Genomic DNA, 22,120 nt, shown 5'->3' with positions numbered 1-22,120 from the left:
ACGAACACCGCGAAAAGCCTGAGCAAAACGGTGGTTCAAACAGCGCTGGCGCCCTAATCGGCGCCAAGCATGCCCAGCGAAGCCAGGGTGGTCAAGCGTGAAGCTTTGCGGCATCTTAGCCAGCTAACTAATAAGAGAGCCCTCATGCGAAGCCAAGCCTTGCGTGCCGATGTCCTGATGCTGATCACCGCTGTCATCTGGGGGGCTGCGTTTGTCGCACAATCCTCCGGCATGGATCATATCGGCCCCTTCCTCTATTCCGGCCTGCGTTTTGCTCTGGGCTCACTCTGCCTGCTACCACTGGTACTACGCAGAACGCCCGCCGATCACCACCCCGCCCCCCTGCTCAATCGTGGCCTGTTGCTGGGCGGCGTACTCATGGGCCTGGCCCTTACTCTGGGGATCAACCTGCAGCAGGTCGGTCTGATGTTTACCAGCGTAACCAATGCCGGGTTCATCACCGGGCTCTACGTCATTGTAGTGCCGCTGCTGGGACTGCTGATCGGCCACAAGACGGGACTAGGTACCTGGCTCGGCGCTGTGCTGGCCGTGGTGGGCATGTTCCTGTTGACCGTCAGCGCCAGCTTTCACGTTGCATCCGGCGACTGGCTGCAATTGATCGGCGCCTTTATCTGGGGCGCACACGTGATTCTGGTGGGAGTATTCGCCAGCCGCCACGACCCGATTCGCCTGGCCTTCCTGCAATTTGCCACCTGTTCGGTGGTGAGCCTGATCCTCGCGCTGTGCCTGGAGCCGATTCACTGGAACGCGATTGTCGCCGCCGGTCCGGCCATTCTTTACGGGGGCGTGATTGCAGTCGGCATCGGATACACCCTGCAAGTGATTGCCCAGAGGGACGCGATCGCCTCCCACGCGGCAATCATTCTGTCCCTCGAAGCCGTGTTTGCCGCCATCGCCGGGGCCTGGCTGCTGGATGAATCACTGCAGCTGCGCGGTTACTTCGGCTGCGCACTCATGCTCAGCGGCATGTTGGTGGCCCAGCTATGGCCGCAAAAACCCCAGGCCAGCACCGCCACTACACAAAGGGCTTGAGCCGGGAGTGCACTTCATCCAGAGGATCGATGGCCTTCTGGAACTTCGCCGACAGGTAATGAGTGCTGAATACGTCAAGGTAGGCGTCCATGACCTGGCTGACCTGCTCGTCCCCCGCCAACTCCAGGCACAGGGCAGCTACCTCGGCGGTACAGAAATGGTCGTCACGCTTGGAGCGCCGCAACTTGTAGCGCGAGAGCTTCTCCGATGACAGGCTCAGCACCGGCAAGTGCTCAAGATAGGGGCTCTTGCGAAACATCTTGCGGGCTTCGCTCCAGGTGGCATCCAGCAGAATGAACAGCGGGCGCTTGCTTTCCTGCTGCCGGACCTCGCTGACCACCCGCTCGGAGGCCACGAACTCTCCGGGAAAGACGATATAAGGCTGCCACTGCGGATCAGCCAGTAAGGCCAGCAATTGCGGATCGACCTCGGTACGGGACCAGTGAAACGCCCAGGTATCGGCAATCACATCAGCGATCAACCAGCCGGTATTACTCGGTTTGAGCGGCTCCACATCGTGCATCACCAGGCACATGGCCGACTCGGCGCTGACCTTGGGCCGCCAGGCACACAGGCAGTGGCTGGGAATCACTCGGCAACGCGGGCAGCGCTCAGCGCGTGAGCCCCGCGCAAAAAAGGGTTTGACCGCACGAGCCATGCGCAGATCACGTAGACGGGATACAGCATGGCTCATCGCTGTGCACACCGGCAAAGGACAGGAATCGACACGGAAATAACTCGAAGGGGTAAAAAGTCGGACAAGTTTATCAGAGCCATCTGTTCAAACCTGTACCGCCTTCCTAGCTCTCCCCCTATAATTCGTCGCCACTGAACGCACAGTCGAGTGGCTGGTCGAAGCATCAGTCACTGCACCAGGAGAGTTTCATGTTGCGCTTTACCATCCCTACCGTCGCCCTTCTGCTGGCCTTGCCCCTGGGTGTCCAGGCTGCGTCCTTGCAAGAGTTCGAACTGAGCAAAATGCTGGAGAAGGTCGCTGCGGAAAGCAACGTCGGCACTCCCCGGGAAGTCAACGAGAACATTCTCGATCAGGGTTATACCGTTGAAGGCAAGGAGTTGATCAATCACCTCAGCGTCCAGGCCGGCCACGCCGAACAAATGCGCGCCAATCCCAAGGCCGTCTACTTGCAGCTGGGTGCCAGCGTCTGCCGCAACCCCAACTACCGCAAGCTGATGGCCAAAGGCGCAGTCATGCGCTACGAGTTCACCGAAAACCGCACCAATCGCCCTGTAGCCTCGGCGCGCTTCCAGGAATCGGATTGCCCTTCCCAAAACACGCCCAAGAAGAAGTGAATCAAGAACGGGACGCGCGCCGCTGCTGATCATCGGCGCGCAACTCCGCTACCAGGGCCTGCAGATATCGCGAAGGCCGCTCCTCCCCCGCCAAGCGACGCCGGCACTCTTCCTCAAGACTCAAATGATGGGCTGCCGCCGCAGCTTGCAACAGCTGGTACAACTGCGGATCGACTTCCAGCACGACAGTGGTCATCCCTTGCCTCCCTGCCCTCGGCTTGCACGGACGGATGGCCGCGCCCCCTTCCTGGAGCCGGCTCCTGAACCAAGCGCTGCACTTTAGTAAATCAGAGGCTCGAGCCCTTGCCGCGGCGCCTGACCAATGGTGCCAAGGCCGCTAAATTCACTAAGAAGCGGTTGCCAGCCAAGACTTTATGGGCACATGATCAAGTCATGTCCGAAGGTTCCCATCGATTGTTCCAGGACGGTTCAGGAGGCCGTTCTTGTGCGTCTTGCAGTGCAATTTTTTCTTAATAAAGGAAAGCAGAACCTCTGTGGATACCTCGATTGCTGCCCAGCGACGGTCAGCGGTGATCGGGTCAAGAGAGTTGCTCACACGCTGGGCTGAGCAGGCAGCGACACAGGCTGTGTCGTGGCACGTTCGAATACCTCGGCCGTGCACAAGGTTCTGTGCAGAAGGAGAAGCTGAATGCCTTACCAATCGAATGACCTGTTAACTCGTCATTTCCAAAGCAAGGGCGTCGACCTCACAAGCCAGGTCGAAGCGCAACTCAACCAGATTGCCCCCAACAGCCCGAATATCCCCCTCTACCGCGACATGGTTCTCACCGTCCTGCGCATGGCCGAGGACGACCTCAATCGCTGGAACGCCAAGATTACCCTGCAAGCGCTGCGCGAGCTGGAACATGCCTTCCGGGTACTGGAACAGTTCAAGGGCCGGCGCAAAGTGACGGTATTCGGCTCGGCGCGAACGCCCAGCGAACATCCGCTTTATGCCATGGCCAAGGAACTGGGAGCAGCCCTGGCCCGCTCGGACCTGATGGTGATCACCGGCGCTGGCGGCGGCATCATGGCAGCGGCTCATGATGGCGCAGGGCTGGAGCACAGCCTGGGTTTCAACATCACCCTACCCTTCGAACAGCATGCCAACCCCACTGTGGGCGGCACGGAAAACCTGCTGTCGTTCCACTTTTTCTTCACACGCAAGCTGTTTTTCGTCAAGGAAGCCGATGCCCTGGTGCTTTGCCCTGGTGGTTTCGGCACCCTGGACGAAGCCCTGGAGGTCCTGACCCTGATCCAGACCGGCAAAAGCCCTCTGGTACCGGTGGTATTACTGGACGCACCTGGCGGGCAGTTCTGGCAAGGCGCCCTGGACTTCATCCATAACCAGTTGGAGGCCAATCGCTACATCCTGCCCAGCGACATGAAGCTGGTGCGCCTAGTACACAGCACCGAAGAAGCAGTTAAGGAAATCCAGCAGTTCTACGCCAACTTCCACTCCAGCCGCTGGCTAAAACAGGAGTTTGTCATCCGCATGAACCACAGCCTCAATGAGCAGGCGCTGGAACACATGCAGACAGCATTCGCCGACCTGTGCCTGAGTGGCCAGTTTCGGCAACATACCTACAGTGGAGAGGAGCACGACGAAGTTCAGTTCAGCCATCTGACGCGGCTATCGTTCGTTTTCAACGCCCGTGACAACGGCCGTCTGCGGGAACTGATCGACTTTATCAACCTGCCGGAGAACTGGACCAGGCAACAATCCGAGACCCGCCAGCGCGCACGAGAAACCAGCAAAGTCAGCTGACCTGCACCATCACCCGCTGCACCAGGCAGCGGGTACAACCTCAGTCATCCATCCCTCGGCCGCTCAAAAGACGGCCGATCATGTCCATGGAATACCCGCGATAACTCAGAAAGCGCCCTTGCTTGGCCCGTTCACGGGCATCCACAGGAAACTGCCCGGCAAACTTGCGCTGCCAGACGTCTCGCAACTGCTCTTGCCAGTCGATACCGCACTCGCGCAGAGCAAGATCGATATCACCTCGCTGTAAGCCACGCTGGCTGAGTTCTTCGCGAATACGCATCGGCCCGTAGCCTGAGCGCGCACGATAGGAAACAAAACTTTCGAGATAACGGGATTCGGACAGCAGCCCCTCTTCCGTCAAACGGTCCAGGGCGGCTTCGATCATTTCAGGAGGAGCGCCGCGCTGACGCAGTTTACGCGTCAGCTCGACTCGACCGTGCTCGCGTCGCGCGAGCAGGTCCATTGCAGTTCGCCGCACCGCGACGAGGGTATCGAGTACGGCGGTCATTGGATCAATCAGATATCAGCGTCGGCCATATCGTCTTCGGTCTCTTTCACCGGATTGGCTTTGACGTCTGGCGAAGCGGTCAGCAGCTTCTCGCGGATCTGCTTCTCCAGCGCGTTGCCGATTTCCGGATTGTCCTGCAGGAACTTGGCCGAGTTGGCCTTGCCCTGACCGATCTTGTTGCCCTGGTAGCTGTACCAGGCACCGGATTTCTCCAGGAAACCATGCAGCACGCCCAGATCGATGATTTCGCCGTTGAGGTAGATACCCTTGCCGTAAAGAATCTGGAACTCGGCCTGACGGAACGGCGGAGCCACCTTGTTCTTGACGATCTTGACTCGGGTTTCGCTACCGACCACCTCGTCGCCTTCCTTCACCGCACCGGTACGACGGATATCCAGACGAACCGAAGCGTAGAACTTCAGCGCGTTACCACCGGTGGTGGTTTCCGGGCTGCCGAACATCACGCCGATCTTCATACGGATCTGGTTGATGAAGATCACCAGGCAGTTGGCATTCTTGATGTTACCGGTGATTTTACGCAGCGCCTGGGACATCAGGCGGGCTTGCAGGCCCACGTGCATGTCACCCATCTCGCCTTCGATTTCAGCCTTGGGCACCAGGGCCGCCACGGAGTCGACGATGATCACGTCAACCGCGTTGGAGCGCACCAGCATGTCGGTGATTTCCAGGGCCTGCTCGCCGGTATCCGGCTGAGAAACCAGCAGGTCGTCGACGTTGACTCCCAGCTTGCCGGCGTATTCCGGATCCAGCGCGTGCTCGGCGTCGACGAAGGCACAAGTGGCACCGGCTTTCTGCGCCTGGGCAATGACCGACAGGGTCAGAGTGGTCTTACCGGACGACTCAGGGCCGTAGATTTCAACGATACGGCCTTTTGGCAGACCGCCAATGCCCAGAGCAATGTCCAGACCCAGAGAGCCAGTGGAAATGGCCGGGATCGCCTGACGGTCGTGATCGCCCATACGCATTACGGCACCCTTGCCGAATTGACGTTCGATCTGACCCAGGGCCGCAGCCAAGGCTTTCTTCTTGTTGTCGTCCATTAAAGTCCTCACGTAATCAATAAGGCCTGACGGCCAACACCTGTATAAGTAGCCAGTATTATTCCACAGCGCTCGAGGATCGCCTACCCCTGATTTGCGATTTCTGCTGCAGCGTGTTGCAGCAACCCCTCTAGCGCGGCCTTCACCGTTTGTCGGCGAACCTCATCGCGATTCCCGGGGAAGTGTCGGCACTCGGAGGTCAACGTCTCTCCCGCGCCCCAGGCTAGCCAAACCGTACCCACCGGCTTCTGCGCAGAACCGCCATCCGGCCCAGCGATGCCACTGACCGCCACCGCAAAATGCGCATGACTCTTGGCCTGTGACCCACGGACCATGGCCTCTACCACTTCACGACTGACCGCACCAACCGAATTGAACAAATCGGCCGGCACATTCAATTGAAGGGTCTTCTGGCGGTTGGAATAGGTGACATAACCGGCCTCAAACCAGGCCGAACTGCCCGGGATCCGCGTGATCGCCTCGGCAATCCCGCCGCCAGTGCAGGATTCCGCCGTGGTGACGTGGGCATTCAGAACCTGCAGACGCCGGCCGAGTTCAGCGGCAAGCTGGGTAATTTCTTTCACAGTTCTCTCCTGATGGGGCTGGCGTGTGCTTACCGTACACCAGGAAAGAAGGCTTGCAAGTGACAAGCTGTCAGGAAAACCAACGGCTCTGGAACAAGGCTTCAGAGGATCTGGCGCGAACAGTCCATCATTGCGCCAGGAACAGCACCAGCCACCAAGCTGACACGGCCAGTCCAGTGATCAAAGCCTGCCGAAATGAGCAAAAGCACCGGCGCCTGTTGATCCACCTTCTCTGCGCAGACAGGTCAGGCCAGCAAGTCCCAAGTCAAAGCTATCGCGCCACCCGGAGTGGATGCGTATGCCCACAATGCCTGGCCTGCGGGAATACGGATCGGGTACGGCATGACAATCTCGGAGTCGCTGCCGGAAATGCTAGAGCCGTTGCCAGAGAAGATGACGGCCGAATTGGAGATGGAAGAGCCGGTCGGTCCCACATACAGGTCGACAACACCGGTCGAGGTCTTGATCAACCCCGTCTGGATGATCAGGCCACCGGTGTTTTGAGCTGCCGAAACGATCTCCACAATCCCTTTTGGGAATACGGTAATGAAGTGCTTGCCCATGGTTACTGCGTTCATATTTTTCACCTTTGAATGGAATGGTCGGTCACTGAGAGTGCCGTTTTCATGTCGCTCAAAGGCGATTGCCCAGGGCTCGAGGCCTTCACATGGTTCAAGGTTCCACAGCGGGAACATTTGATCTGGAGCTCGGTAAACTCGCCCACACGGGCGAGCAGTCGTTTGCAATTGCCGCATCTGCATTCTTTTAACATCTGCAAGTCCATTTGATTTCAGTCACTCCACGCGCCTACACAAACCGCGGCAGCGATCCATTTTCATACGCGCCTCAAGGCCCTCAGCGCATCGCCGGGGCACCTTGCAGCAACGCCTGAGACTCACGCACCCACTGCTGCAACGCTTTCAGTTGCTCGGCGTTTGCGTGGCATTGGCTGTAGTTGTCGACGACGCTGACGGCGACGGTAGAGAGTGCAAGGCCCGAGGCGGCGTCATCAGCGACGCCGGGGCCTGCGGCCATGGGCAGGTTGGCGGCGCCGGCGTCGTGCACCCGGACAAAACCAGCAGGTACAACGCAGGCGTTATCAGCCGCTTTCGAAACATAGATAGGAACCTCCTTGGTGATAGTGGCGCCCGCCTGATAGACCTTGACGACGCGATCGACGTACTCGACCACCACCTTCTCCTTGACCGTGCCCAGGGCCTGGCCTTGTTCGAAGGATTGCTGCAGTCGTGCCTCGTCCAGGCGCTGCTGCTTACTGCGTTCGCTGCCGGCACCGCTGACGAAGCCAAGGGCATAGAGCAGCCCAGCTACGACGGCGAGAGCCAGCCAACTGCGGATATTCATCACGCCCTCCCTTGACCGATGTGAAATGCCTCAAGTGGCCTGCAAAAATCCCTGTAGCCGCTGCCGCAGGATACGAAAAGGTCCGCAGGACCTTCCCTCCAGGTCCAATCGCAGCCTACGGCAGCGGCTACAGAAGGTGCCCGCCTCCCCATGAACTCAGACCACGGGCAGGCACAGCACCGCCCGCGCCCTGGCCCAGAGTTGCAGGCGATCCTGCAAGCCGTTCAAACCGCCATTGATACGACGGGTAATGCTGTTGAACTCATCGCGATCAGCCAGGGCATTGAGCCCGCCGCGCTGCCAGAACCAAGCCGCCGACTCGGCGGCCCATTGCGGCTGCTCCAGCAACTGCGGCAACTCCAGCAGGCGCTCATCGCCAAACAGCCCGAGGCTGCACTGGCGATAGTTGCTGCGCCCGGTGATCTGGATCAGCCCACGCCCGCGATACCGCTGGCCGTCGCCATCGGCCTCGGGGGTGTTGCCCAGGCGTGCGGCGAGCGTGCCGGTGTCGTACTTGCTCAGGTATTGATCACTGCCCAGCTCGCGCACGTACTGCAACTGCCCGGATTCGTGACCGATCTGGGCGAGAAAGGCCGCCTGGCGCTTCGGCGTATCGATCTGCCGATGAGCCATGGCGGTGTTGAGTGGAGAAACAAAAACGCCCGCTTGGCGGCGGGCGTTAGGCATGATTTGTTGCAGTTGTTGTTCGGTTATAGACATATACAACCTTCAATCGAAAAAGCGTCCTTGGAGCACCGTGACATTTTACAGAGTCGTCTCAGAATGAGATGTGCACATAGGACGCTCTCCTACCCCTGCTGGCGGCCCTAGTTCATCTGCCAACATCCAGCGCATACGCTCGATCGGGTCAAGCGGAATAACCGACTCCTCGACAAACCAAAAAGACACGCCACCGGGAACGTCCTGACGAGCAATTTCATCGATCGTCAATCCGCAATTGCAGGGTGTCAAAGATGCAACTGGCTCACCAGGCAACTGATAAACAATACGCATAGCCATTACTTACCTCCGAAAATCTGCACGCTATTGTAAGGAAAGTCTGTCGGCTGAAAGTTTGCGCCTGTTCCCATACCAGAAGCGCTAATACTGACAACACGCAAAGAGGTAGAAGTGGGAGTAGTTGTGGCTCCTGAGGCGAGATTCAACGAGTTGTTACTTCCTCCAACCGTATAGCAATAACTAAATCCAGCATTCGTCAGTACACCAGGGATAATGTTGACAGTGAAGTCGCCGACACCATTATCTGTGATGCTCGATACGTTGTAACTATCTCGAATAGTGACCGCTCCGGTCCCATTCCAACTTACCCAGGCTGAGCATGTTCCCTTAGCAGTGCGGTACTTCCTGGGGGTTACTATCAGTGAGTCGTCAATGCCGGAATCGACTTGAGCCTGAGTACTCAACCTCGCAGTTCCCTGCTTGTTTTCGGTTGCCTGGGCCGCTTGGGATGCAAGTGCCGCAATGTCTATATTTCCCTGATTAATCGGAGCATTCCAAGCTTTGATACACCACATGACAGCCAGGTTGCGTGGACGGGTTTCAATGCCACCCGATGAATTTGTCCTTAAGTTTTCATCCTCAGTGACTCCATTCCCTGTATCGCCATAGACCCAGGAGTCAAATACATTTCCAGCGTATGAAGAGTCCTTTACTGAGTGTGTATGACTCTTGAACTCATCAGCTTGCCAACTGCCAAGTCCCCTTCCCGCATCCACCCCCCGACCATGATCCCAACCCCGCAGGAACTCTCCCCGCGACTCCGGCAAACGGAAGTTACCCGCGCCCTCGCCCCCGGTGTTGAACGTAGTCCCCAGATAAGCCGCCAGATCAGGATAGGTCGCAGCACTCTGCACACTACCATCCACCTCCAGGAATCCCGGTGGCACCGTACCCTTGGGAAACGGCACCATGGCCCCCACCGGCAAGGCCGACATGTTCTTCAGCAACGCTTCGATCTCGGCCTTGGTGTAGGTCACCGACTTGGTGTACGCATCAGTGATCCCATACTCGGCCAAGGTCGTGCGTATCTTTTCCGGCGGAATCGAATCGCGCACGATCGCCTTGATCGCCGCCAACAACTGGTCATGCTCGGCCTCGGCCGGCTCCTTCCCACCCGCACGAATCACGTTGAGCAATTCATCGGTCACCGCATTTCCCCAGTCGGAAGAAATCAGTGAGCCGACTTGCCCCGTGACCGGGTTCTCGTCGACAAACTTCCCATTAACCAACCCAACACTTGGCACACTCTTTGGATAATCCACTCGTCTGTCCTCTCGTTGTCATTCATCCACACCGACACAGCTCGGCGTGGACATAGTTAGAAAACTGGAAAAGAAAACGCCCCGGCGGTGCGGGGCGTTTATTGAGTCAAAATTTCATCTGGAGATAGAGGCCACTGAAAATCACTCGAAAAGAAATCCTGCTCCTCAATTCTGTTAAGACTGATTCGATAGTTTTTCCACAATAAAAGTTGCTTTGCTTCTACGTCTGTAATGCAACCGATATCCATTGCATCCTGTAACGGGCCCATTCTGTGTGCTGCAAACGTCAGCAATTCACTTCGCCGCACCTTCGCTAGAGCAGAAAGATCTTCAATACTGCGTGGGGAAGGCATCACCTGCACGGGCTCAAATTCTGAATAAACTTCATTCGGAAAAAGCTCATCAGCACCCTCTATCGCACGCCACCCCTGAACACCATCATTTCGTACAGCCCAACTCATACATCGTCCTCCCAGCCATAACACATCAGCCCTGCGGCGCCTGCTCCCCAGTAGTAAACTCTTGGCTCCTCCAGCACAAACCGCCCCTGGGTATTGTGCTGCGTATTAGTAGAGCCGGTGCTATTGAGCGGTGGACTATTGGGCCCAATGTAACCACCGATGTAACTTGCGTTTGGCGCAGCTGAAGAGTTGCTGTTGGTTGCCCCAAGTAGTTGAAGGCAGATACCTGTGGCCGTCGGCGGAACAAACTGGAAAATGCTGACAGCAACAAGAGCTGTGGCGGTCCCCATGGCCCCCGACGCCATCATTGGAAGTGATGCCAGGTTCGAACCTGACGCAACTTTGTAACGACTGCTCCGACCGGCCTGCACATATGACAGTGGGTATCGGTTTGCCGTAGTGTCTGTGAAAAATGCGCTCACGCGTGTTGCAATGAAACCTGCTGGAATAATCGGTTCAAACACAAACCTCAGCGTTGTATCTACGGCGGTGATGAGCGCAGGCACGCTCGCCGTGATCTGACTCGACGAGTCAACAGACTTGATGAAAGTTCCTGGCGGAAAGCTTGCTCCACCGAACGGCATTCCAACACGCATTGAAGAAGTGCTGGCAATGCCGGTTACGACTGCCGAACCGACGATGGTCGAACACTGGACTGCCGGCATCAAGGCAGCAATACCGGCGACTTGAGTGCCATTGGATACAACCCAGGCGCTGTACCAACTGGAAGCCGCAAGCACACCGCTATCGAGACCGTTCAGACCTATGGTTTGCAGGTTGATACTCAGGTCCACGGCATTCAATGCCTGTGCCGCACTACCTTTACCGACAATCAGGCTGCGAGCCTTCACCGAGATCAGTGCATTGGTTCCCGAAGCAGAAACGTAGAGTCCCTGATAGCTGCTACCCGATAGAGCTTTGAGCTTCTGAACTTCGGCAGCTAGAGCAGCGACATCGATGTTTCCCTGATTGCTCGGTGCGTTCCAGGCTTTGATGCACCACATGACTGCCAGGTTGCGAGGACGGGTCACGCCTGCATACGCATCGTTGGAGGCAACCTGACCAGCACCCGACTGGATCGCAGAGTAAGCCAGTGGAACAGCATATGAGTAACCGGACTTCGAAATAACATCCATGCCAAAGAAGGCACCATCGTTACCACTCGCAGCGCCAATCCCCATGACTGCGCTCAGTCCATTATTGTCAGCGTCATATACCGCCACCGATCCTTTTTGAAGACTGCCTAGCGTTCGCCCCGCATCCACCCCCCGCCCATGATCCCAACCCCGCAGAAACTCCCCCCGCGACTCAGGCAAACGGAAGTTCCCCGCGCCCTCACCCCCGGTGTTGAACGTAGTCCCCAAATAAGCCGCCAGATCCGGATAAGTCGCAGCGCTCTGCACACTGCCATCCACCTCCAGGAACCCCGCCGGCACCGTGCCTTTGGGAAACGGCACCATGGCCCCCACCGGCAGGGCCGACATGTTCTTCAACAGTGCCTCGATCTCCGCCTTGGTGTAGGTCACCGACTTGGTGTAGGCGTCGGTGATGCCGTACTCGGCCAAGGTGGTGCGAATCTTCTCTGGCGGTATCGAATCACGGACGATCGCCTTGATCGCCGCCAGCAACTGGTCATGCTCGGCCTCGGCCGGCACCTTGCCACCCGCACGAATCACGTTGAGCAATTCGTCGGTAACCGCGTTTCCCCATTGCGAGGAAATCAGTGAGCCGACTTGCCCCGTGACCGGGTTCTCGTCGACAAACTTGCCGTTCACCAGCCCTACGCTGGGAACACTTTTCGGATAATCCACTTGTTCTTGTCTTCTCTAGTCATAGTTGATGTACACCTGGGTATGCGCCGGTGCACTGCGATGGATCAGGCACTCCAGGGCGCTGCCCGGGTTCATGCCAAAACGTTCGCCCCAATAGCTCGCGCCGAAGCGCCGGCCCAGTTGCAAGCGGCCGCCGGTATTGAGGGTCCACATGAAATTCGCCCGCCAGGTGCCGAAATGCGCGTGACCAAAACGTGAGCGGCCCATGCGCGGAGTGCTCAGTTCGGTGACGCTGGCATTGGGGTAGCCCTGGCTGCGGGCGATTTCGACGAAGTAGGCGGCGCGCTGGCTGCCCACCGCCAACAGGCGGCGGCGTACGGCCAGGCGCCGGTCTTCGAACAGCGGGGTCAGGCCCAGGCAGGGATCGGGCAGGTTCATGACCTTTTCCCAATCGGTCACCAGTTCGCTGACGCTGGCCGGGTCCATTTCGTTTTGCAGGTCCACGGCCCGGGCGTCGATGCGCGCCAGCTCCTGGGAGATACCCTGCAACACTCGCTCAAGCTCCGGTACCCGCTCCGGGTCCCAGGCCGGGCCGCTGGGCAGCAGGCTGCGCAACTGATCCTGGTACTGGGTGGCGCTTCTTATTGCTGCCATTGGCAACCTCCGAATACCAGCAACTGATTATTCGCCGCCGGAACATCGGCCAAGGGCGCCAGCAGTTGGTGATCCTGCTCGCCGGTGGCGCTGCTGATGGCTTCGCGGATATGGCTGAGCAACAGGGTCTGGCCCAGGCCCGCCTCGCGGCTGTGCAGATCGCGCAACTGGTCCTCGACGGCGGCGCGCACCGCGCTGGTGTCGGGAGTCAGGCGCAGTCTGTAGGTCACCGGCAGCATCACCGGGGCCAGCACATGCACCTCGGCCGTGACCGGGCGCAGCGGCTCGATATACGCCTGAACCTGCGCCAGTTGCTCAGCGTTGGGAATCGGCTGCGGGTCATCGTCACGCATGACGAACAGGCCCACAGTGCCCGGCCCCAGGTAATTGCGCCGGGACCAGGCGCGGGTGATCCCCGGGCATTCCAGGGCCCAGGTTTCGTAGTCGTCCGCCGAGCCGCCGTGGGGAATGATCCGATAGGAGCGAATCACCCGGGAGCGCAAGGATTCGAGGCTTTCCCGGGCTACGCCACCGGTCAGCCCCGGGGCCAGGACGGTGAACGCGTTGCCGATGCCTTGCACCGGCTGCACCGCGGTCAATTCCAGGCCCGCATCGGCATTGCCCAGGGTCCCGCCATCGACCGCCTGGATCGTGGTGCTGTTGAGCCCCGCAATGGTGGTGCGGGCGGCCGTCACCTTGTAGCTGCGGCCGTCGCTGCTCTGCAGCAGGGTGTCGACATCCAGCACGGCACCGGCCGCGGCGTTGAAGCTGACGCTGCCACGGGCCGCCTGAGCCGCCTTGCGCGGCTGGTTCAGACGCAGCGCGGCGATGCGTTCCAGGGTCGACTCATCGGCCTTGTCCGGGAGGATCTGTTCGGCGATCCAATCCAGGTAGCCATACAGGCCAAAGGCGGCACCGCTCAGGGTGCGGGCCAGCACTTGGGCATCGGACTGGCGCAGCGAGTCGCTGGCCAGGTCGCTTTGGGTGCGCTGAATCAGCACCGGCAGCGAAGGGGTTTCAAACGGCATAGGTCACCTGCCAACTGTGAGTGGGGTTGAGGTCCAGGCGTTCGCCGTCGGCCAGGATCAGCACCGTGCGCAGGTTCAGACGCTGGGCGTCGAGGCGCTCGGTCATGATCTCCACGGCGTTGCAGTGGCCATCGTCGATCAGCCACTGCAAGGCCTCGCGGGCATAGAACTCGGCGTCGAGCTGGGTCTGCCGGCTGAGCTTGACCCGGCGCAGCAGCCACAGCCGCGAGCCGATGCGGTCGTCGGCCACCGTGGGAAAGCTGTCGCCCCACCAGCCGTAGCGCTGGTCATCGTCCAGGGCGTCGTCATCAGCAGCACGGCGCCAGGTGAACAGGCTGATTTCCACGGCCCGGGTCAGGGCGTTCTTCAGGTCATAGGTGGCAAACATGCTTAACCTCCCACCGGCGCGCCGGTCTGCCCCGGGCCGGGTTGCACGCCGCTGTGGACGTGGTTGATCTGGCTGATGCCGGCGGCAATCTGATCCCCTTGGGAGACGATCTTGCCGCTCTGGGTCAGGGTCGGTGTATCGATGTTGACGCCGCTGCTGGCGCGGATATTCAGGGTCGCGGTGTCGATGTCGATGACCCGCCCGCGCTTGAAGTGGATCTTGTCGCCCTCGTCGGTGTAGATCGCCACTTCGCCGGCAGCCAGGGCCTGTAAGCGGTAGCGTCGGTCCGCCACCACCAGCACCACCGCGTGGGAACGGTCGCCACCGAGGAAGGTGGCAATGCCCTCGGCGCCGGCCAGGGGATTGCTGGTGAACCCGTAAGGCTCGAAATGCTCCATGTCGTCGTTGACCTCGCCGGCGGTGAGGCGCATTTGCAGCGATTGCAGTTTGTTGGCCGAGTTGGCGAGCACCACGGTGCCCCGCGCCAACAGGCGTGTCAGTAGGCTCATGCTGAGTTCCTTGGAGGGTAGGAGCCGGCTTGCCGGCGAACAGGGGTTGCGCGGTTTCGTGCCGGATGCCTTCGCCGGCAAGCCGGCTCCTACGGATGGGCGCGGGTTTCAGGTTTTGCCGGGTGTCGGGTTGGCGTCGAAGGTGTGAGGCGGGGCCACCTGCAGGGTGGTGATCGAGCCCTGCTCGGACAGCGACCAGGTGACCTTGGAGATCAGCATGTCCTGATCAAACCCCAGCACCGGATCGATCACTCGCACCAGGGTGTTGTGCCTCCACAAGTCGCCATTGCTCTGGCGCCAGCCCTGCACCTGATAGGTGGTGGTCAGGGCCTTGCCGGTGCGGGTGCCGCGCTCCCAGTCAGCGCGCTGCTGAGCCAGTTCCGCGCTCAGTTGCGCCGCCTCGCTGATCACCGTCACCCGTTTGCGTGAAGCACTGGCATCGCTGGACTGGCCGGATACTTCGCTGACTGCAGCCCCACTGCTCTGGTCGCTACCCTTGTGCTGGCCGATCACCCGGTACTCGGAAAACACCGCGGAAAAATCCATGGCGGCGTTGGCCGAGAGAATGTTCTTGCCCAGCTCCAGGGCATCGCTGGCGCGCCCACCACTGCCCGGCGCCGCCAGCAGCAGGTAACCGTCAGCGTCGTCGGTGGAAAATACTCGGTACAGGGTCAGCAAACGGTCGATGGAGGCGAACACCGTCTCCCCCGGCACGATGCTGTGGGTGTGCAGCTTGCTGGTTGGAGCGATCTCGCTGCGCACCCCGACCCCATAGGAGCCGGCCAGGGCGCGGACGATGCTCAGCACGTCCTGCTGACGCCACTGACTCGGCCGGTTGATGGCCGCGCAATCCACCAGATCCTGGGTCAAGGAACTGCCCTGGACGCTCAGGCTGATCTGCTGGCCGTCATAACTGATCGGCGCCTTGTAGACATGCCCGGTGAGCACCAGATCGCAACCGATGCGCACCTGGCAGCGAGCGCCCGGGCGGATGCGTACCTGCGCATCCTGCCCCGGCCATTGCCAGGTGATGTTGAGGCTGAAGGTACGGAACTGACGCTCCAGGTCCGCACTGATCTCGACGCTTTTCCAGCCGCTGTAATCCAGTCCGTCCACCGTCAGGGTGACGATATTTGCCAATTCGTCCATGAGTCACTCCCGAGCGATTTGCAGATCAGCCGGCGGCAGGAAGCCCGGATGAGCCACCCGGTTGCGCTGCACCACTTCGCCGACCCGCGTCGCATCGGCAAACCGCTGATAGGCCAGTACCAGCGCCGGCACGCTGCTTTTGGGGCTGAGGCTGACCAGCCGCACCCCCGAGGACGCCACCGCATTGAGGTGCCCCTGCACCTGCTGACGCAGGGTGTTGAGCGCCTGGTAATGCACCGCGTCGGCCTTGAGCGCGGCTTGCCAGATCAGCTCATTGAACTGATCGCGCAGCGCCAGCACATCGTCAGCCACCGGCACTTCAAGGCGCTGCACCGGCCGGCTGGCCTGCTGCGCCAGGGGCGGCGTGTTCTTGAGCTTCACCACGGGCGTGGCCACCGGTAACGCCGACACCAGCCGGGCGATCTGCACCAGCAGCGCATCCTGCACCAGGTTGGCCACCGCCTCGGCCGCCGCCGTGGTGTCCTTGCCGGTGGTCAGCTTCGGCGCATCGATGCGCCGGGCCGCCTCCACCTGCTGGGAAATATCGGCGAGCATCTGCCGATAGCCGGTACGGGCAAAGTCCTTGAGCCCGCGTACATCGTCCAGCAACCCCTTGAACTCCGTGCTCAGCTCCTTGGGTATTTCCTTGACCGCTTTGACCAGGGTGTTGAGATCGCCATAGAACTCGATCAACGGCTTGAACTCGTGCTCGATGACCTGATACACGTCCGCCAGCCCCTGACGCAAAGACGCCACGCCGATCCGTGCCTGCTTGATCAGGTTGGTGGCAAATTCGAACCGCAGCACCGCCGCCCCCAGCAAGGTATCGCTGGCCACCAGCACCTGCTGCTGGGTATTGACCACCGCCGAAGGAAAGCGCAGCGGCTGGTCCGGGTAGAACTTCAGGCTGAAGGTCACCAGGCCGCCCTCCTGGCGGCTCTGGGTCATCTCGCATTCGCCCACCTTGACCTGCATCCGCCCAAGCCAGGGGTGCACCAGCTCGCCGCTGCCCTCCTCCAGGGCCTTGAGCAGCTTGTCGCGCTGCTCCAGGCAATCGGCACCGACGATAAAGGCCGTCAGATCGTGGATTTTCGCCTGCTGGCCAAGGCCCTCGAAGAAGGGCTGGTCACGCTGCGGGTACTCGTGCAACTGGCCTTTCTGGCCCACCGGGGTTTTCGCCTGATCGACCCAGAACGGCACGCCGCGAAAGGATGCGGGCAACAAACGATCACGCCAGTTATCCGCCATTGGAACCTCCTAGGGAAAGTGAGCGATAGCCCAGGGTCGAAGCCACGTTCAGGCCTGGTTGATTGGTCTTGGCCTGTTCCGCACGCAGGCCTGCCGGGGCGTTTTCGAAACGCACGGTCAACCCGCCTTCGAGTTGCGTGCGGTTGTTGGCAGCGTTCTGTTGGATCAGGGCACTGGAGTTCTGGGTCAGCGAGCTGCCCTGGGTTGCGGCAAAGGGTGATGCCAGCCCGCCTTTACCCTCGGCGTTGATTTGCCTTTGCGCCTCGGTAAAGCCTTCGACCTTGCCGGTGACCGTGGCAATCAGCCCTCCGAAACCGCCCTCGAACAGCTCCTTGATCGGCACCATCAACTCTTGAAGCTTGCTCCACAGCCCGGAAAACCAATCGGCGATGGGGGCCCAATTGGTCATGATCAGCTCCATCGGCGACCAGTCGAACAGGGCTTCAATAGCCTTCCTGATCGAGTCGATACCCGGTTGCAACTCGGCCCAGATCGAACTGAAAAAGCCCGTGACCGCGCCCCAGTTGTTGTAAAGAATCACCAGCGGAGAGAAGTCGAATAGCGTTTGCAGGACCTTCTTGATCGCATCGATACCCGGTTGCAGCGCCGCCCAGATCGAGCTGAAGAAGCTGCTGACAGCCCCCCAGTTGTTGTAAAGCAACACGGACGGAGAAAAGTCGAACAGCGTCTGGAACACCGTTTTGATCGCCTGGATGCCCGTTTGCAACGCTCCCCAGAGCGACGCGAAGAAGCCGGTGACCGCACCCCAGCTCTTGGTGATCATGTCCATCGGCACCCAGTCGAACAGGCCTTTTAGAAAGGCCATCGCCGGTACCGTCAAGGCCTTGAGCGACTCCCAGATGGATGCGAACAGGCCCGTCAACCCAGCCCAGTTATCGATGATCAGTCCCAGAGGTGACCAGGAAAACACCTCTTTGAGGAAGCCGACGACCGAAGCCGTCATCGCCTTGATACTGTCCCAGAGCCCGGCAAAGAACGCCGTGATGGTCCCCCAGTTGCCGATCAGCATGCCCAAGGGCGTCCAGCTGAACAGGGTCTTCAGCCCTTCCAACGCCTGCGCCGCAAGAGTCTTTACGCCCTCCCAGAGACTGACAAAAAAGGCCGAGATCGGCCCCCAGTTTGCAATGATCACACCGGCCGCCAGGGCAATGCCCATAGCAATCAGCATCACCGGGTTGGCCTTGGCCACGGTGCCCATCAGGTCGAGCACCTGGGTCGCACCGGTCACGGCGGTTTGCATCGCCGAAAAGGCGATGGCACCCATCGCCAGCCCCTCAACCAGCTTGGGGTTGTCGTCGAGCAGCGTCCCCAGGCTGTTGAGCATGGGCTCCAGACCGACCACCAGTGCCCCCACCGCCGGCGCCAGCGCAGCATCAATGGCCGAGGACACCTTGGCCATGGACTGACTGAATACATTCATGCCTTGGGCTGCATCAGTCGACGCGCTGGAATCGCCAACCTCGGCCAGTTTGCCCTTGAACGCGTCGCAGGCCTTGATCCCGTCGAGAAACGGGGTGATCAAGCTGCCGCCCTTGAACAGACCACTGATGTCCAGCTTGCCCAGCCCGGTCTGCTCAAGGTTTTTCTTGAAAGAGTCGACCTTGCCTTGAAGGGCGACGAGTTTGGGTGACAGTTCGTCGATGCCGGTCAACAGCACCGACTTCTTCTCTACGGTTTGTGTGTCTGCCATCACTGCACCTGCTGCATCGCATTGATCCGTTGCGCGTGCTCCAGGGATTCCCGGAGCACATCCAGTGGCCTGGCCATCATCTGTTCGGGGTCGACCTTCCAGAACCAGGCCAGGTCATAGGCGACAGCGATCAGGTCGGCGATGGCTGCGATGCCGCACTCATGAAAAAACTCGCCACCGCCCAGCTCAGGGCGTTGAGGTCCACCAGGTCCAGCTGGTTCACCGAGGACGGTGGAATGCCGGCGCAGACCGCGATGTATTTGGCCGCGACGTCCATGTCGAGGCTGACTTCTTCGCTCTTGTCGATCTTGTACGGCAGCGCCTTGATCGCCCGCACTTCCTGAACCGTCGGGCGGCGCAGGGTGAGTTCGGCCAGGGGCTCGCCGTGGGCCTCGATCGGCACTTGCAGCTTCACGGCATTGCTCATTGCCAGGTCCCCTTCTGCCCTTCGAAGTTCAGTTCGATGCTGGCGTCGTCGCCCTTGGCAATAGGCTCGTCCACCAGGTAGGCGCCAGCCAGCACGTAGACCTTGCCGTTGGCGAACTCGCAGGTGACGGTCATGTCGACACCTTCGATCAGCTGCTTGAGCGGAAAGTCCGGGGTGTGCAGCGCGGTGACTTTGAACGACGGGGTGAGGTCGGTTTCCTTGTAGAAACCCGGAACCACGGTTTCCCGCTTGACGGCCATCAGCGGTGCTTCGCAGCCGCCGCTGATGGTCAGTTGAGCGCCGTCCACTTTGACGTAGCAGGTGCCCGCAATCAGTTGACCCATGATGTTTCTCCCAAAAAATAAGCCCGCTCAAGGCGGGCTGAAAAAGCGCAGTGATGCAGGTCCGGCTCAGGCCGCGGCGTCGTACTGCAGACGGAATTGGTTGAGCAGCGCGAACACCCGCAGGCCGTTGATGTAGTCCGGCGGGAACAGCACGTTGACCCGGCTCGGGTCCTGCACGTCGCGCTCGACGATCAGGTGCTCGGCGAACAGCTCGGCGTTCTCCACATGGCCTTCCAGCTCCAGCTTGGCGTACTGGGCGATCAGCTCACCGCGAATGGTGCTCGGGGTCACGATCGGCTGGCCGGCGCCGAAGCGGGTGCCGTCGGCGGCCAGCTTGTGGCGCCCGTACTTGCTGGTGATCACGCTTTGCAGCCGGCGCACGATGAACGCCGACTGGTGCATGGTTTCGCTGTCCAGGTAGGAGTTGTCAGCCTGGCCGTAGGCGTTCTTCTGGTAGGTGGTGATCGCCCGCTGAATGCGCATGTAGCCGCCTTCATAGTAGGCAGTAGCAATGCCGTAGCTGAGCAGCGATTGGCGCTCGGTCAGGGTAAAGCGTTCGCTGGCCGGCGCCGGATCGATCCCCGGCAGGCTACCGCTCTGAGTCGGACGGCTGGCGTCAGCGGAGATGAACACCGAGGTCCGCGCCGCCAGGGCTGCGGCCTGAACCCACACGGGTTGTGGCACGCCGGTTTCCAGGGCCTGGATGGTGATGTGCTGGTCGTTGCGCGCCTGACCGGCCGCCACCAGGGTGCCGACGGTGCCGCGCTTGGCGCTATAGACATGGCCGAACAGCTGCTTGGCCCAGGACCAGCGGCCGGTGTTGTCGTCCATCACCGCTTGCCACGCATTGAGGCTGGCGGTGTCGGTCCAGGGCATGCAGATGAACTCGAACGGCTCATCGCCCAGGGCCGCCAGGGCCGCGACCTGATCCGGCACGCCGGTGCCGCCAGCCATCTTGCCCAGCACCAGGGTCAGGCCCGCCGGGGTTTCTTCACCATTGCTCTTGCCCAGGCGATTGAGTTGCAGGCTGATGTCATTGCCGCTGTCGCCGGTCCACTTGGCACTCAGGGTCACCGTGCCGTCGACCGCTGCTGCGGTCACCGGCAGATCCACTGCCGCATTGACCTTCAGCGCCAGGGCGCTGGCCGCCTGAGCGGCAGTGGCGCCGCTGACGATCGAGGCCTGCACCCGCACACCGCCGACGTACAGATTGAGCAGGCCGGCGGCGCTGGCGCTACCGGTGAGCTTCAGCTCGGCCTTGGCCACGCTGCCTTCGGTGCTGTGCAGCGGCAGGCACCAGATCTCGCCCACCGGGTCGGTCTTGCGCCAGGTTTCATACATCGAGGCGAGCATCGAACCTTGCCCGCCGATGCTCTTGGCCAGGGCCACGCTGGACACCAGCACCAGCTTGCCGAGGTCATCGCCGGTCTGGTTGTCATTGACTTGGGCGACGATCAGACGGCGCATGGCCGAAGACGCGCTATTGGCCGCCGAGTTGTCCATCTCGGCGTAGAACAGCGGAACACGGATGTCCGCCGGGATATTGCTGAAACCGATCGCCATTATTTGGCTCCTTGAGATTTCGCCGCTTTCACGGCTTTGCTAGTGATATCGCCATCGGCCAGACGCCGGCGCCACCAGGCGTTGTCCGGCACTTCACGGCCGGAGGCGGGCAGCAGATCGCCTGCTTCCGGGTCCGGTACGGCGCGGCCAGCGACCGGCAGCACGGTGATGCGTTTGCTCATTGCTTCAGCTCTCCTGAAAAAGTCAGCTCCAGGCGCCCATCGGGGCCCGGTTTCTTCAAATTGGGGTCCGCCGGATCGATGGCATCGACCCGCACCGTGACCCCGGTAAAGGACGGCAAGCCGTCGAGTTCACGCTCATGCCAGGTTTCCGCCGGCTGCCCGGGCAGATTGCGCCCCAGCTGGAACTCGGCGAAGAAGCGCAGGCGGTAGAGCAGTCGGGTGGCGTTGAGCGACACCAGCTCGCCACCGTCGTATTGGATCGGGTTGTACTCGGCGCCGGGCTTGAAACCGACCAGGGCGCGCCAGACTTCGGCGCGCAGGTCGTGGAGTTGGTCCAGGGCTTGTTGTGGGTTGCTGGCGTCGAGGAGCAAGGCGACTTCGAAGCGGTCGCGGATGGTCTGGCGGTGGACGTTCTGGGCAGTGTTGCCGGAAGCCAAGTCGTTGATCGGAGCCCAGTAGGCAGCCGGTAGGGGTTGGCTGGTGTTACCGCCCAGAGTATCGAGGTTGATGCCCGCCAGAATGCGCCCGCTGAGACGGGGACACTGGCTTTGCAGTTGGTTGATAACAGCACTGAGTTTCATCGAGTGGCTCCGGGACCGGGGCTGACCCAGGTCCGTTGCGGGCTGCCACGATCGAGCATCAGGGCCTCTCGGGAAGCAGTTGCCATAGGTTTCTCCAAGGCACAAAAAACCCGCCGCAGCGGGTGGGAGAGAAGTAGCCTGAAGCATCCACCCCAGGCCGATGACAGGGTCCTG

General features: G+C 60.6%; 28 protein-coding genes. 3 read left to right on the top strand and 25 right to left on the bottom strand.

From position 1 onward, the window contains the following. The first annotated feature begins 144 nt into the window (after positions 1-144). Entirely contained in the window at positions 145-1,053 is a 909-nt protein-coding gene (locus PQT43_RS02640; RefSeq protein WP_272753473.1) for a DMT family transporter, read from the top strand. On the opposite strand, the gene PQT43_RS02635 is transcribed toward PQT43_RS02640, so the two are convergent. Beyond that, positions 1,037-1,747, bottom strand: coding sequence for a tRNA-uridine aminocarboxypropyltransferase (locus tag PQT43_RS02635; protein WP_272753472.1), 711 nt, complete (start codon positions 1,745-1,747; stop codon positions 1,037-1,039). The two genes, PQT43_RS02640 and PQT43_RS02635, sit on opposite strands and share 17 nt — an antisense overlap. Before the next feature lie 191 nt (positions 1,748-1,938). On the opposite strand from PQT43_RS02635, the gene PQT43_RS02630 reads away from it, so the two are divergent. Next, positions 1,939-2,364, top strand: a complete 426-nt coding sequence (locus PQT43_RS02630; RefSeq protein ID WP_102861428.1) for a quorum-sensing-regulated virulence factor family protein — start codon at positions 1,939-1,941, stop codon at positions 2,362-2,364. Position 2,365: 1 nt separating this feature from the next. On the opposite strand, the gene PQT43_RS02625 is transcribed toward PQT43_RS02630, so the two are convergent. After that, a complete protein-coding gene (locus tag PQT43_RS02625; protein WP_110594975.1) occupies positions 2,366-2,560 on the bottom strand; it encodes a hypothetical protein in 195 nt (64 codons plus the stop codon). 453 nt (positions 2,561-3,013) lie between these two features. On the opposite strand from PQT43_RS02625, the gene PQT43_RS02620 reads away from it, so the two are divergent. After that, entirely contained in the window at positions 3,014-4,132 is a 1,119-nt protein-coding gene (locus PQT43_RS02620) for an LOG family protein (protein WP_102878593.1), read from the top strand. Between the two features lie 40 nt (positions 4,133-4,172). Here the strand turns inward: PQT43_RS02620 and recX are convergent, their stop codons facing one another. The 23 genes from recX to PQT43_RS02505 form a co-directional block, all read right to left on the bottom strand. Beyond that, complete coding sequence (gene recX / locus PQT43_RS02615) at positions 4,173-4,640, bottom strand: recombination regulator RecX (RefSeq protein WP_102878592.1); 468 nt, start codon at positions 4,638-4,640, stop codon at positions 4,173-4,175. An 8-nt stretch (positions 4,641-4,648) separates the two neighbouring features. Further along, positions 4,649-5,701 carry a recombinase RecA gene (gene recA / locus PQT43_RS02610; protein WP_011059579.1) on the bottom strand — a complete coding sequence of 351 codons (1,053 nt, stop codon included), beginning with the start codon at positions 5,699-5,701 and terminating at the stop codon, positions 4,649-4,651. Positions 5,702-5,784: 83 nt separating this feature from the next. Next, entirely contained in the window at positions 5,785-6,285 is a 501-nt protein-coding gene (locus PQT43_RS02605) for a CinA family protein (protein WP_110594973.1), read from the bottom strand. Between the two features lie 245 nt (positions 6,286-6,530). Next, a complete protein-coding gene (locus PQT43_RS02600) occupies positions 6,531-6,863 on the bottom strand; it encodes a hypothetical protein (RefSeq protein WP_102861423.1) in 333 nt (110 codons plus the stop codon). Positions 6,864-6,868: 5 nt separating this feature from the next. After that, positions 6,869-7,063, bottom strand: coding sequence for a Com family DNA-binding transcriptional regulator (locus PQT43_RS02595; protein ID WP_253083960.1), 195 nt, complete (start codon positions 7,061-7,063; stop codon positions 6,869-6,871). A 77-nt stretch (positions 7,064-7,140) separates the two neighbouring features. Then, positions 7,141-7,647 carry a hypothetical protein gene (locus tag PQT43_RS02590; protein ID WP_253083829.1) on the bottom strand — a complete coding sequence of 169 codons (507 nt, stop codon included), beginning with the start codon at positions 7,645-7,647 and terminating at the stop codon, positions 7,141-7,143. 156 nt (positions 7,648-7,803) lie between these two features. After that, complete coding sequence (locus tag PQT43_RS02585; RefSeq protein WP_253083828.1) at positions 7,804-8,367, bottom strand: glycoside hydrolase family 19 protein; 564 nt, start codon at positions 8,365-8,367, stop codon at positions 7,804-7,806. A 45-nt stretch (positions 8,368-8,412) separates the two neighbouring features. Next, positions 8,413-8,667, bottom strand: a complete 255-nt coding sequence (locus PQT43_RS02580; RefSeq protein WP_170001057.1) for a hypothetical protein — start codon at positions 8,665-8,667, stop codon at positions 8,413-8,415. Further along, the gene (locus tag PQT43_RS31195) at positions 8,667-9,929 is read right to left on the bottom strand and encodes a phage tail protein (protein ID WP_317246679.1); all 1,263 of its coding nucleotides are present in this window, start codon (positions 9,927-9,929) and stop codon (positions 8,667-8,669) included. Before PQT43_RS31195 ends, PQT43_RS02580 begins: the two co-directional genes overlap by 1 nt. 98 nt (positions 9,930-10,027) lie before the next feature. Next, positions 10,028-10,390, bottom strand: coding sequence for a tail fiber assembly protein (locus PQT43_RS02570; RefSeq protein ID WP_272753471.1), 363 nt, complete (start codon positions 10,388-10,390; stop codon positions 10,028-10,030). Next, positions 10,387-12,201 carry a phage tail protein gene (locus PQT43_RS02565; RefSeq protein WP_253083826.1) on the bottom strand — a complete coding sequence of 605 codons (1,815 nt, stop codon included), beginning with the start codon at positions 12,199-12,201 and terminating at the stop codon, positions 10,387-10,389. Before PQT43_RS02565 ends, PQT43_RS02570 begins: the two co-directional genes overlap by 4 nt. 15 nt (positions 12,202-12,216) lie before the next feature. Continuing rightward, positions 12,217-12,816 (bottom strand): YmfQ family protein, encoded by a 600-nt coding sequence (locus PQT43_RS02560; protein ID WP_110596503.1) that lies wholly within the window; start codon positions 12,814-12,816, stop codon positions 12,217-12,219. Beyond that, positions 12,804-13,844, bottom strand: a complete 1,041-nt coding sequence (locus PQT43_RS02555) for a baseplate J/gp47 family protein (protein WP_102878585.1) — start codon at positions 13,842-13,844, stop codon at positions 12,804-12,806. Before PQT43_RS02555 ends, PQT43_RS02560 begins: the two co-directional genes overlap by 13 nt. Then, positions 13,834-14,232 (bottom strand): phage GP46 family protein, encoded by a 399-nt coding sequence (locus tag PQT43_RS02550; RefSeq protein ID WP_102861417.1) that lies wholly within the window; start codon positions 14,230-14,232, stop codon positions 13,834-13,836. The genes PQT43_RS02555 and PQT43_RS02550 overlap by 11 nt, the downstream gene beginning before the upstream one ends. Before the next feature lie 2 nt (positions 14,233-14,234). Further along, on the bottom strand, positions 14,235-14,741 hold the full coding sequence (locus PQT43_RS02545) for a phage baseplate assembly protein V (protein WP_253083825.1): 507 nt from the start codon (positions 14,739-14,741) through the stop codon (positions 14,235-14,237). Positions 14,742-14,849: 108 nt separating this feature from the next. After that, positions 14,850-15,890: a phage baseplate assembly protein gene (locus tag PQT43_RS02540; RefSeq protein WP_110652378.1), complete on the bottom strand. Its 1,041-nt coding sequence runs from the start codon at positions 15,888-15,890 to the stop codon at positions 14,850-14,852. A 3-nt stretch (positions 15,891-15,893) separates the two neighbouring features. After that, positions 15,894-17,138 (bottom strand): DNA circularization protein, encoded by a 1,245-nt coding sequence (locus PQT43_RS02535; protein ID WP_267269477.1) that lies wholly within the window; start codon positions 17,136-17,138, stop codon positions 15,894-15,896. Next, the gene (locus tag PQT43_RS02530; RefSeq protein WP_272753470.1) at positions 17,128-18,849 is read right to left on the bottom strand and encodes a phage tail protein; all 1,722 of its coding nucleotides are present in this window, start codon (positions 18,847-18,849) and stop codon (positions 17,128-17,130) included. The genes PQT43_RS02535 and PQT43_RS02530 overlap by 11 nt, the downstream gene beginning before the upstream one ends. A gap of 130 nt (positions 18,850-18,979) precedes the next feature. After that, positions 18,980-19,276 (bottom strand): phage tail assembly protein, encoded by a 297-nt coding sequence (locus PQT43_RS02525; protein ID WP_041116251.1) that lies wholly within the window; start codon positions 19,274-19,276, stop codon positions 18,980-18,982. Next, positions 19,273-19,620 carry a phage tail tube protein gene (locus PQT43_RS02520; protein ID WP_011059564.1) on the bottom strand — a complete coding sequence of 116 codons (348 nt, stop codon included), beginning with the start codon at positions 19,618-19,620 and terminating at the stop codon, positions 19,273-19,275. The genes PQT43_RS02525 and PQT43_RS02520 overlap by 4 nt, the downstream gene beginning before the upstream one ends. Before the next feature lie 66 nt (positions 19,621-19,686). Beyond that, positions 19,687-21,183, bottom strand: a complete 1,497-nt coding sequence (locus PQT43_RS02515) for a phage tail sheath subtilisin-like domain-containing protein (protein ID WP_102878580.1) — start codon at positions 21,181-21,183, stop codon at positions 19,687-19,689. Continuing rightward, complete coding sequence (locus PQT43_RS02510) at positions 21,183-21,365, bottom strand: DUF2635 domain-containing protein (RefSeq protein ID WP_047302105.1); 183 nt, start codon at positions 21,363-21,365, stop codon at positions 21,183-21,185. Before PQT43_RS02510 ends, PQT43_RS02515 begins: the two co-directional genes overlap by 1 nt. Beyond that, on the bottom strand, positions 21,362-21,946 hold the full coding sequence (locus tag PQT43_RS02505) for a phage tail terminator protein (RefSeq protein ID WP_272753469.1): 585 nt from the start codon (positions 21,944-21,946) through the stop codon (positions 21,362-21,364). The genes PQT43_RS02510 and PQT43_RS02505 overlap by 4 nt, the downstream gene beginning before the upstream one ends. Positions 21,947-22,120: the final 174 nt, after the last annotated feature.

The organism is Pseudomonas sp. BLCC-B112 (assembly GCF_028550695.1).
In the GTDB taxonomy this organism is placed as follows: Bacteria; Pseudomonadota; Gammaproteobacteria; order Pseudomonadales; family Pseudomonadaceae; genus Aquipseudomonas; species Aquipseudomonas danubii.
The sequence above is the reverse complement of the archived record's forward strand: the minus strand, read 5'-3'. Positions and strand labels throughout refer to the sequence as shown.

What these genes read in the sequence shown, in the direction of transcription:
- PQT43_RS02640 (WP_272753473.1), top strand. Translation starts at nt 145, where the DNA reads ATGCGAAGCCAAGCCTTGCGTGCCGATGTCCTGATGCTGATCACCGCT.
- PQT43_RS02635 (WP_272753472.1), bottom strand. Translation starts at nt 1,747, where the DNA reads ATGAGCCATGCTGTATCCCGTCTACGTGATCTGCGCATGGCTCGTGCG.
- PQT43_RS02630 (WP_102861428.1), top strand. Translation starts at nt 1,939, where the DNA reads ATGTTGCGCTTTACCATCCCTACCGTCGCCCTTCTGCTGGCCTTGCCC.
- PQT43_RS02625 (WP_110594975.1), bottom strand. Translation starts at nt 2,560, where the DNA reads ATGACCACTGTCGTGCTGGAAGTCGATCCGCAGTTGTACCAGCTGTTG.
- PQT43_RS02620 (WP_102878593.1), top strand. Translation starts at nt 3,014, where the DNA reads ATGCCTTACCAATCGAATGACCTGTTAACTCGTCATTTCCAAAGCAAG.
- recX (WP_102878592.1), bottom strand. Translation starts at nt 4,640, where the DNA reads ATGACCGCCGTACTCGATACCCTCGTCGCGGTGCGGCGAACTGCAATG.
- recA (WP_011059579.1), bottom strand. Translation starts at nt 5,701, where the DNA reads ATGGACGACAACAAGAAGAAAGCCTTGGCTGCGGCCCTGGGTCAGATC.
- PQT43_RS02600 (WP_102861423.1), bottom strand. Translation starts at nt 6,863, where the DNA reads ATGAACGCAGTAACCATGGGCAAGCACTTCATTACCGTATTCCCAAAA.
- PQT43_RS02590 (WP_253083829.1), bottom strand. Translation starts at nt 7,647, where the DNA reads ATGAATATCCGCAGTTGGCTGGCTCTCGCCGTCGTAGCTGGGCTGCTC.
- PQT43_RS02585 (WP_253083828.1), bottom strand. Translation starts at nt 8,367, where the DNA reads ATGTCTATAACCGAACAACAACTGCAACAAATCATGCCTAACGCCCGC.
- PQT43_RS02580 (WP_170001057.1), bottom strand. Translation starts at nt 8,667, where the DNA reads ATGGCTATGCGTATTGTTTATCAGTTGCCTGGTGAGCCAGTTGCATCT.
- PQT43_RS02570 (WP_272753471.1), bottom strand. Translation starts at nt 10,390, where the DNA reads ATGAGTTGGGCTGTACGAAATGATGGTGTTCAGGGGTGGCGTGCGATA.
- PQT43_RS02560 (WP_110596503.1), bottom strand. Translation starts at nt 12,816, where the DNA reads ATGGCAGCAATAAGAAGCGCCACCCAGTACCAGGATCAGTTGCGCAGC.
- PQT43_RS02555 (WP_102878585.1), bottom strand. Translation starts at nt 13,844, where the DNA reads ATGCCGTTTGAAACCCCTTCGCTGCCGGTGCTGATTCAGCGCACCCAA.
- PQT43_RS02550 (WP_102861417.1), bottom strand. Translation starts at nt 14,232, where the DNA reads ATGTTTGCCACCTATGACCTGAAGAACGCCCTGACCCGGGCCGTGGAA.
- PQT43_RS02545 (WP_253083825.1), bottom strand. Translation starts at nt 14,741, where the DNA reads ATGAGCCTACTGACACGCCTGTTGGCGCGGGGCACCGTGGTGCTCGCC.
- PQT43_RS02540 (WP_110652378.1), bottom strand. Translation starts at nt 15,890, where the DNA reads ATGGACGAATTGGCAAATATCGTCACCCTGACGGTGGACGGACTGGAT.
- PQT43_RS02535 (WP_267269477.1), bottom strand. Translation starts at nt 17,138, where the DNA reads ATGGCGGATAACTGGCGTGATCGTTTGTTGCCCGCATCCTTTCGCGGC.
- PQT43_RS02530 (WP_272753470.1), bottom strand. Translation starts at nt 18,849, where the DNA reads ATGGCAGACACACAAACCGTAGAGAAGAAGTCGGTGCTGTTGACCGGC.
- PQT43_RS02525 (WP_041116251.1), bottom strand. Translation starts at nt 19,276, where the DNA reads ATGAGCAATGCCGTGAAGCTGCAAGTGCCGATCGAGGCCCACGGCGAG.
- PQT43_RS02520 (WP_011059564.1), bottom strand. Translation starts at nt 19,620, where the DNA reads ATGGGTCAACTGATTGCGGGCACCTGCTACGTCAAAGTGGACGGCGCT.
- PQT43_RS02515 (WP_102878580.1), bottom strand. Translation starts at nt 21,183, where the DNA reads ATGGCGATCGGTTTCAGCAATATCCCGGCGGACATCCGTGTTCCGCTG.
- PQT43_RS02510 (WP_047302105.1), bottom strand. Translation starts at nt 21,365, where the DNA reads ATGAGCAAACGCATCACCGTGCTGCCGGTCGCTGGCCGCGCCGTACCG.
- PQT43_RS02505 (WP_272753469.1), bottom strand. Translation starts at nt 21,946, where the DNA reads ATGAAACTCAGTGCTGTTATCAACCAACTGCAAAGCCAGTGTCCCCGT.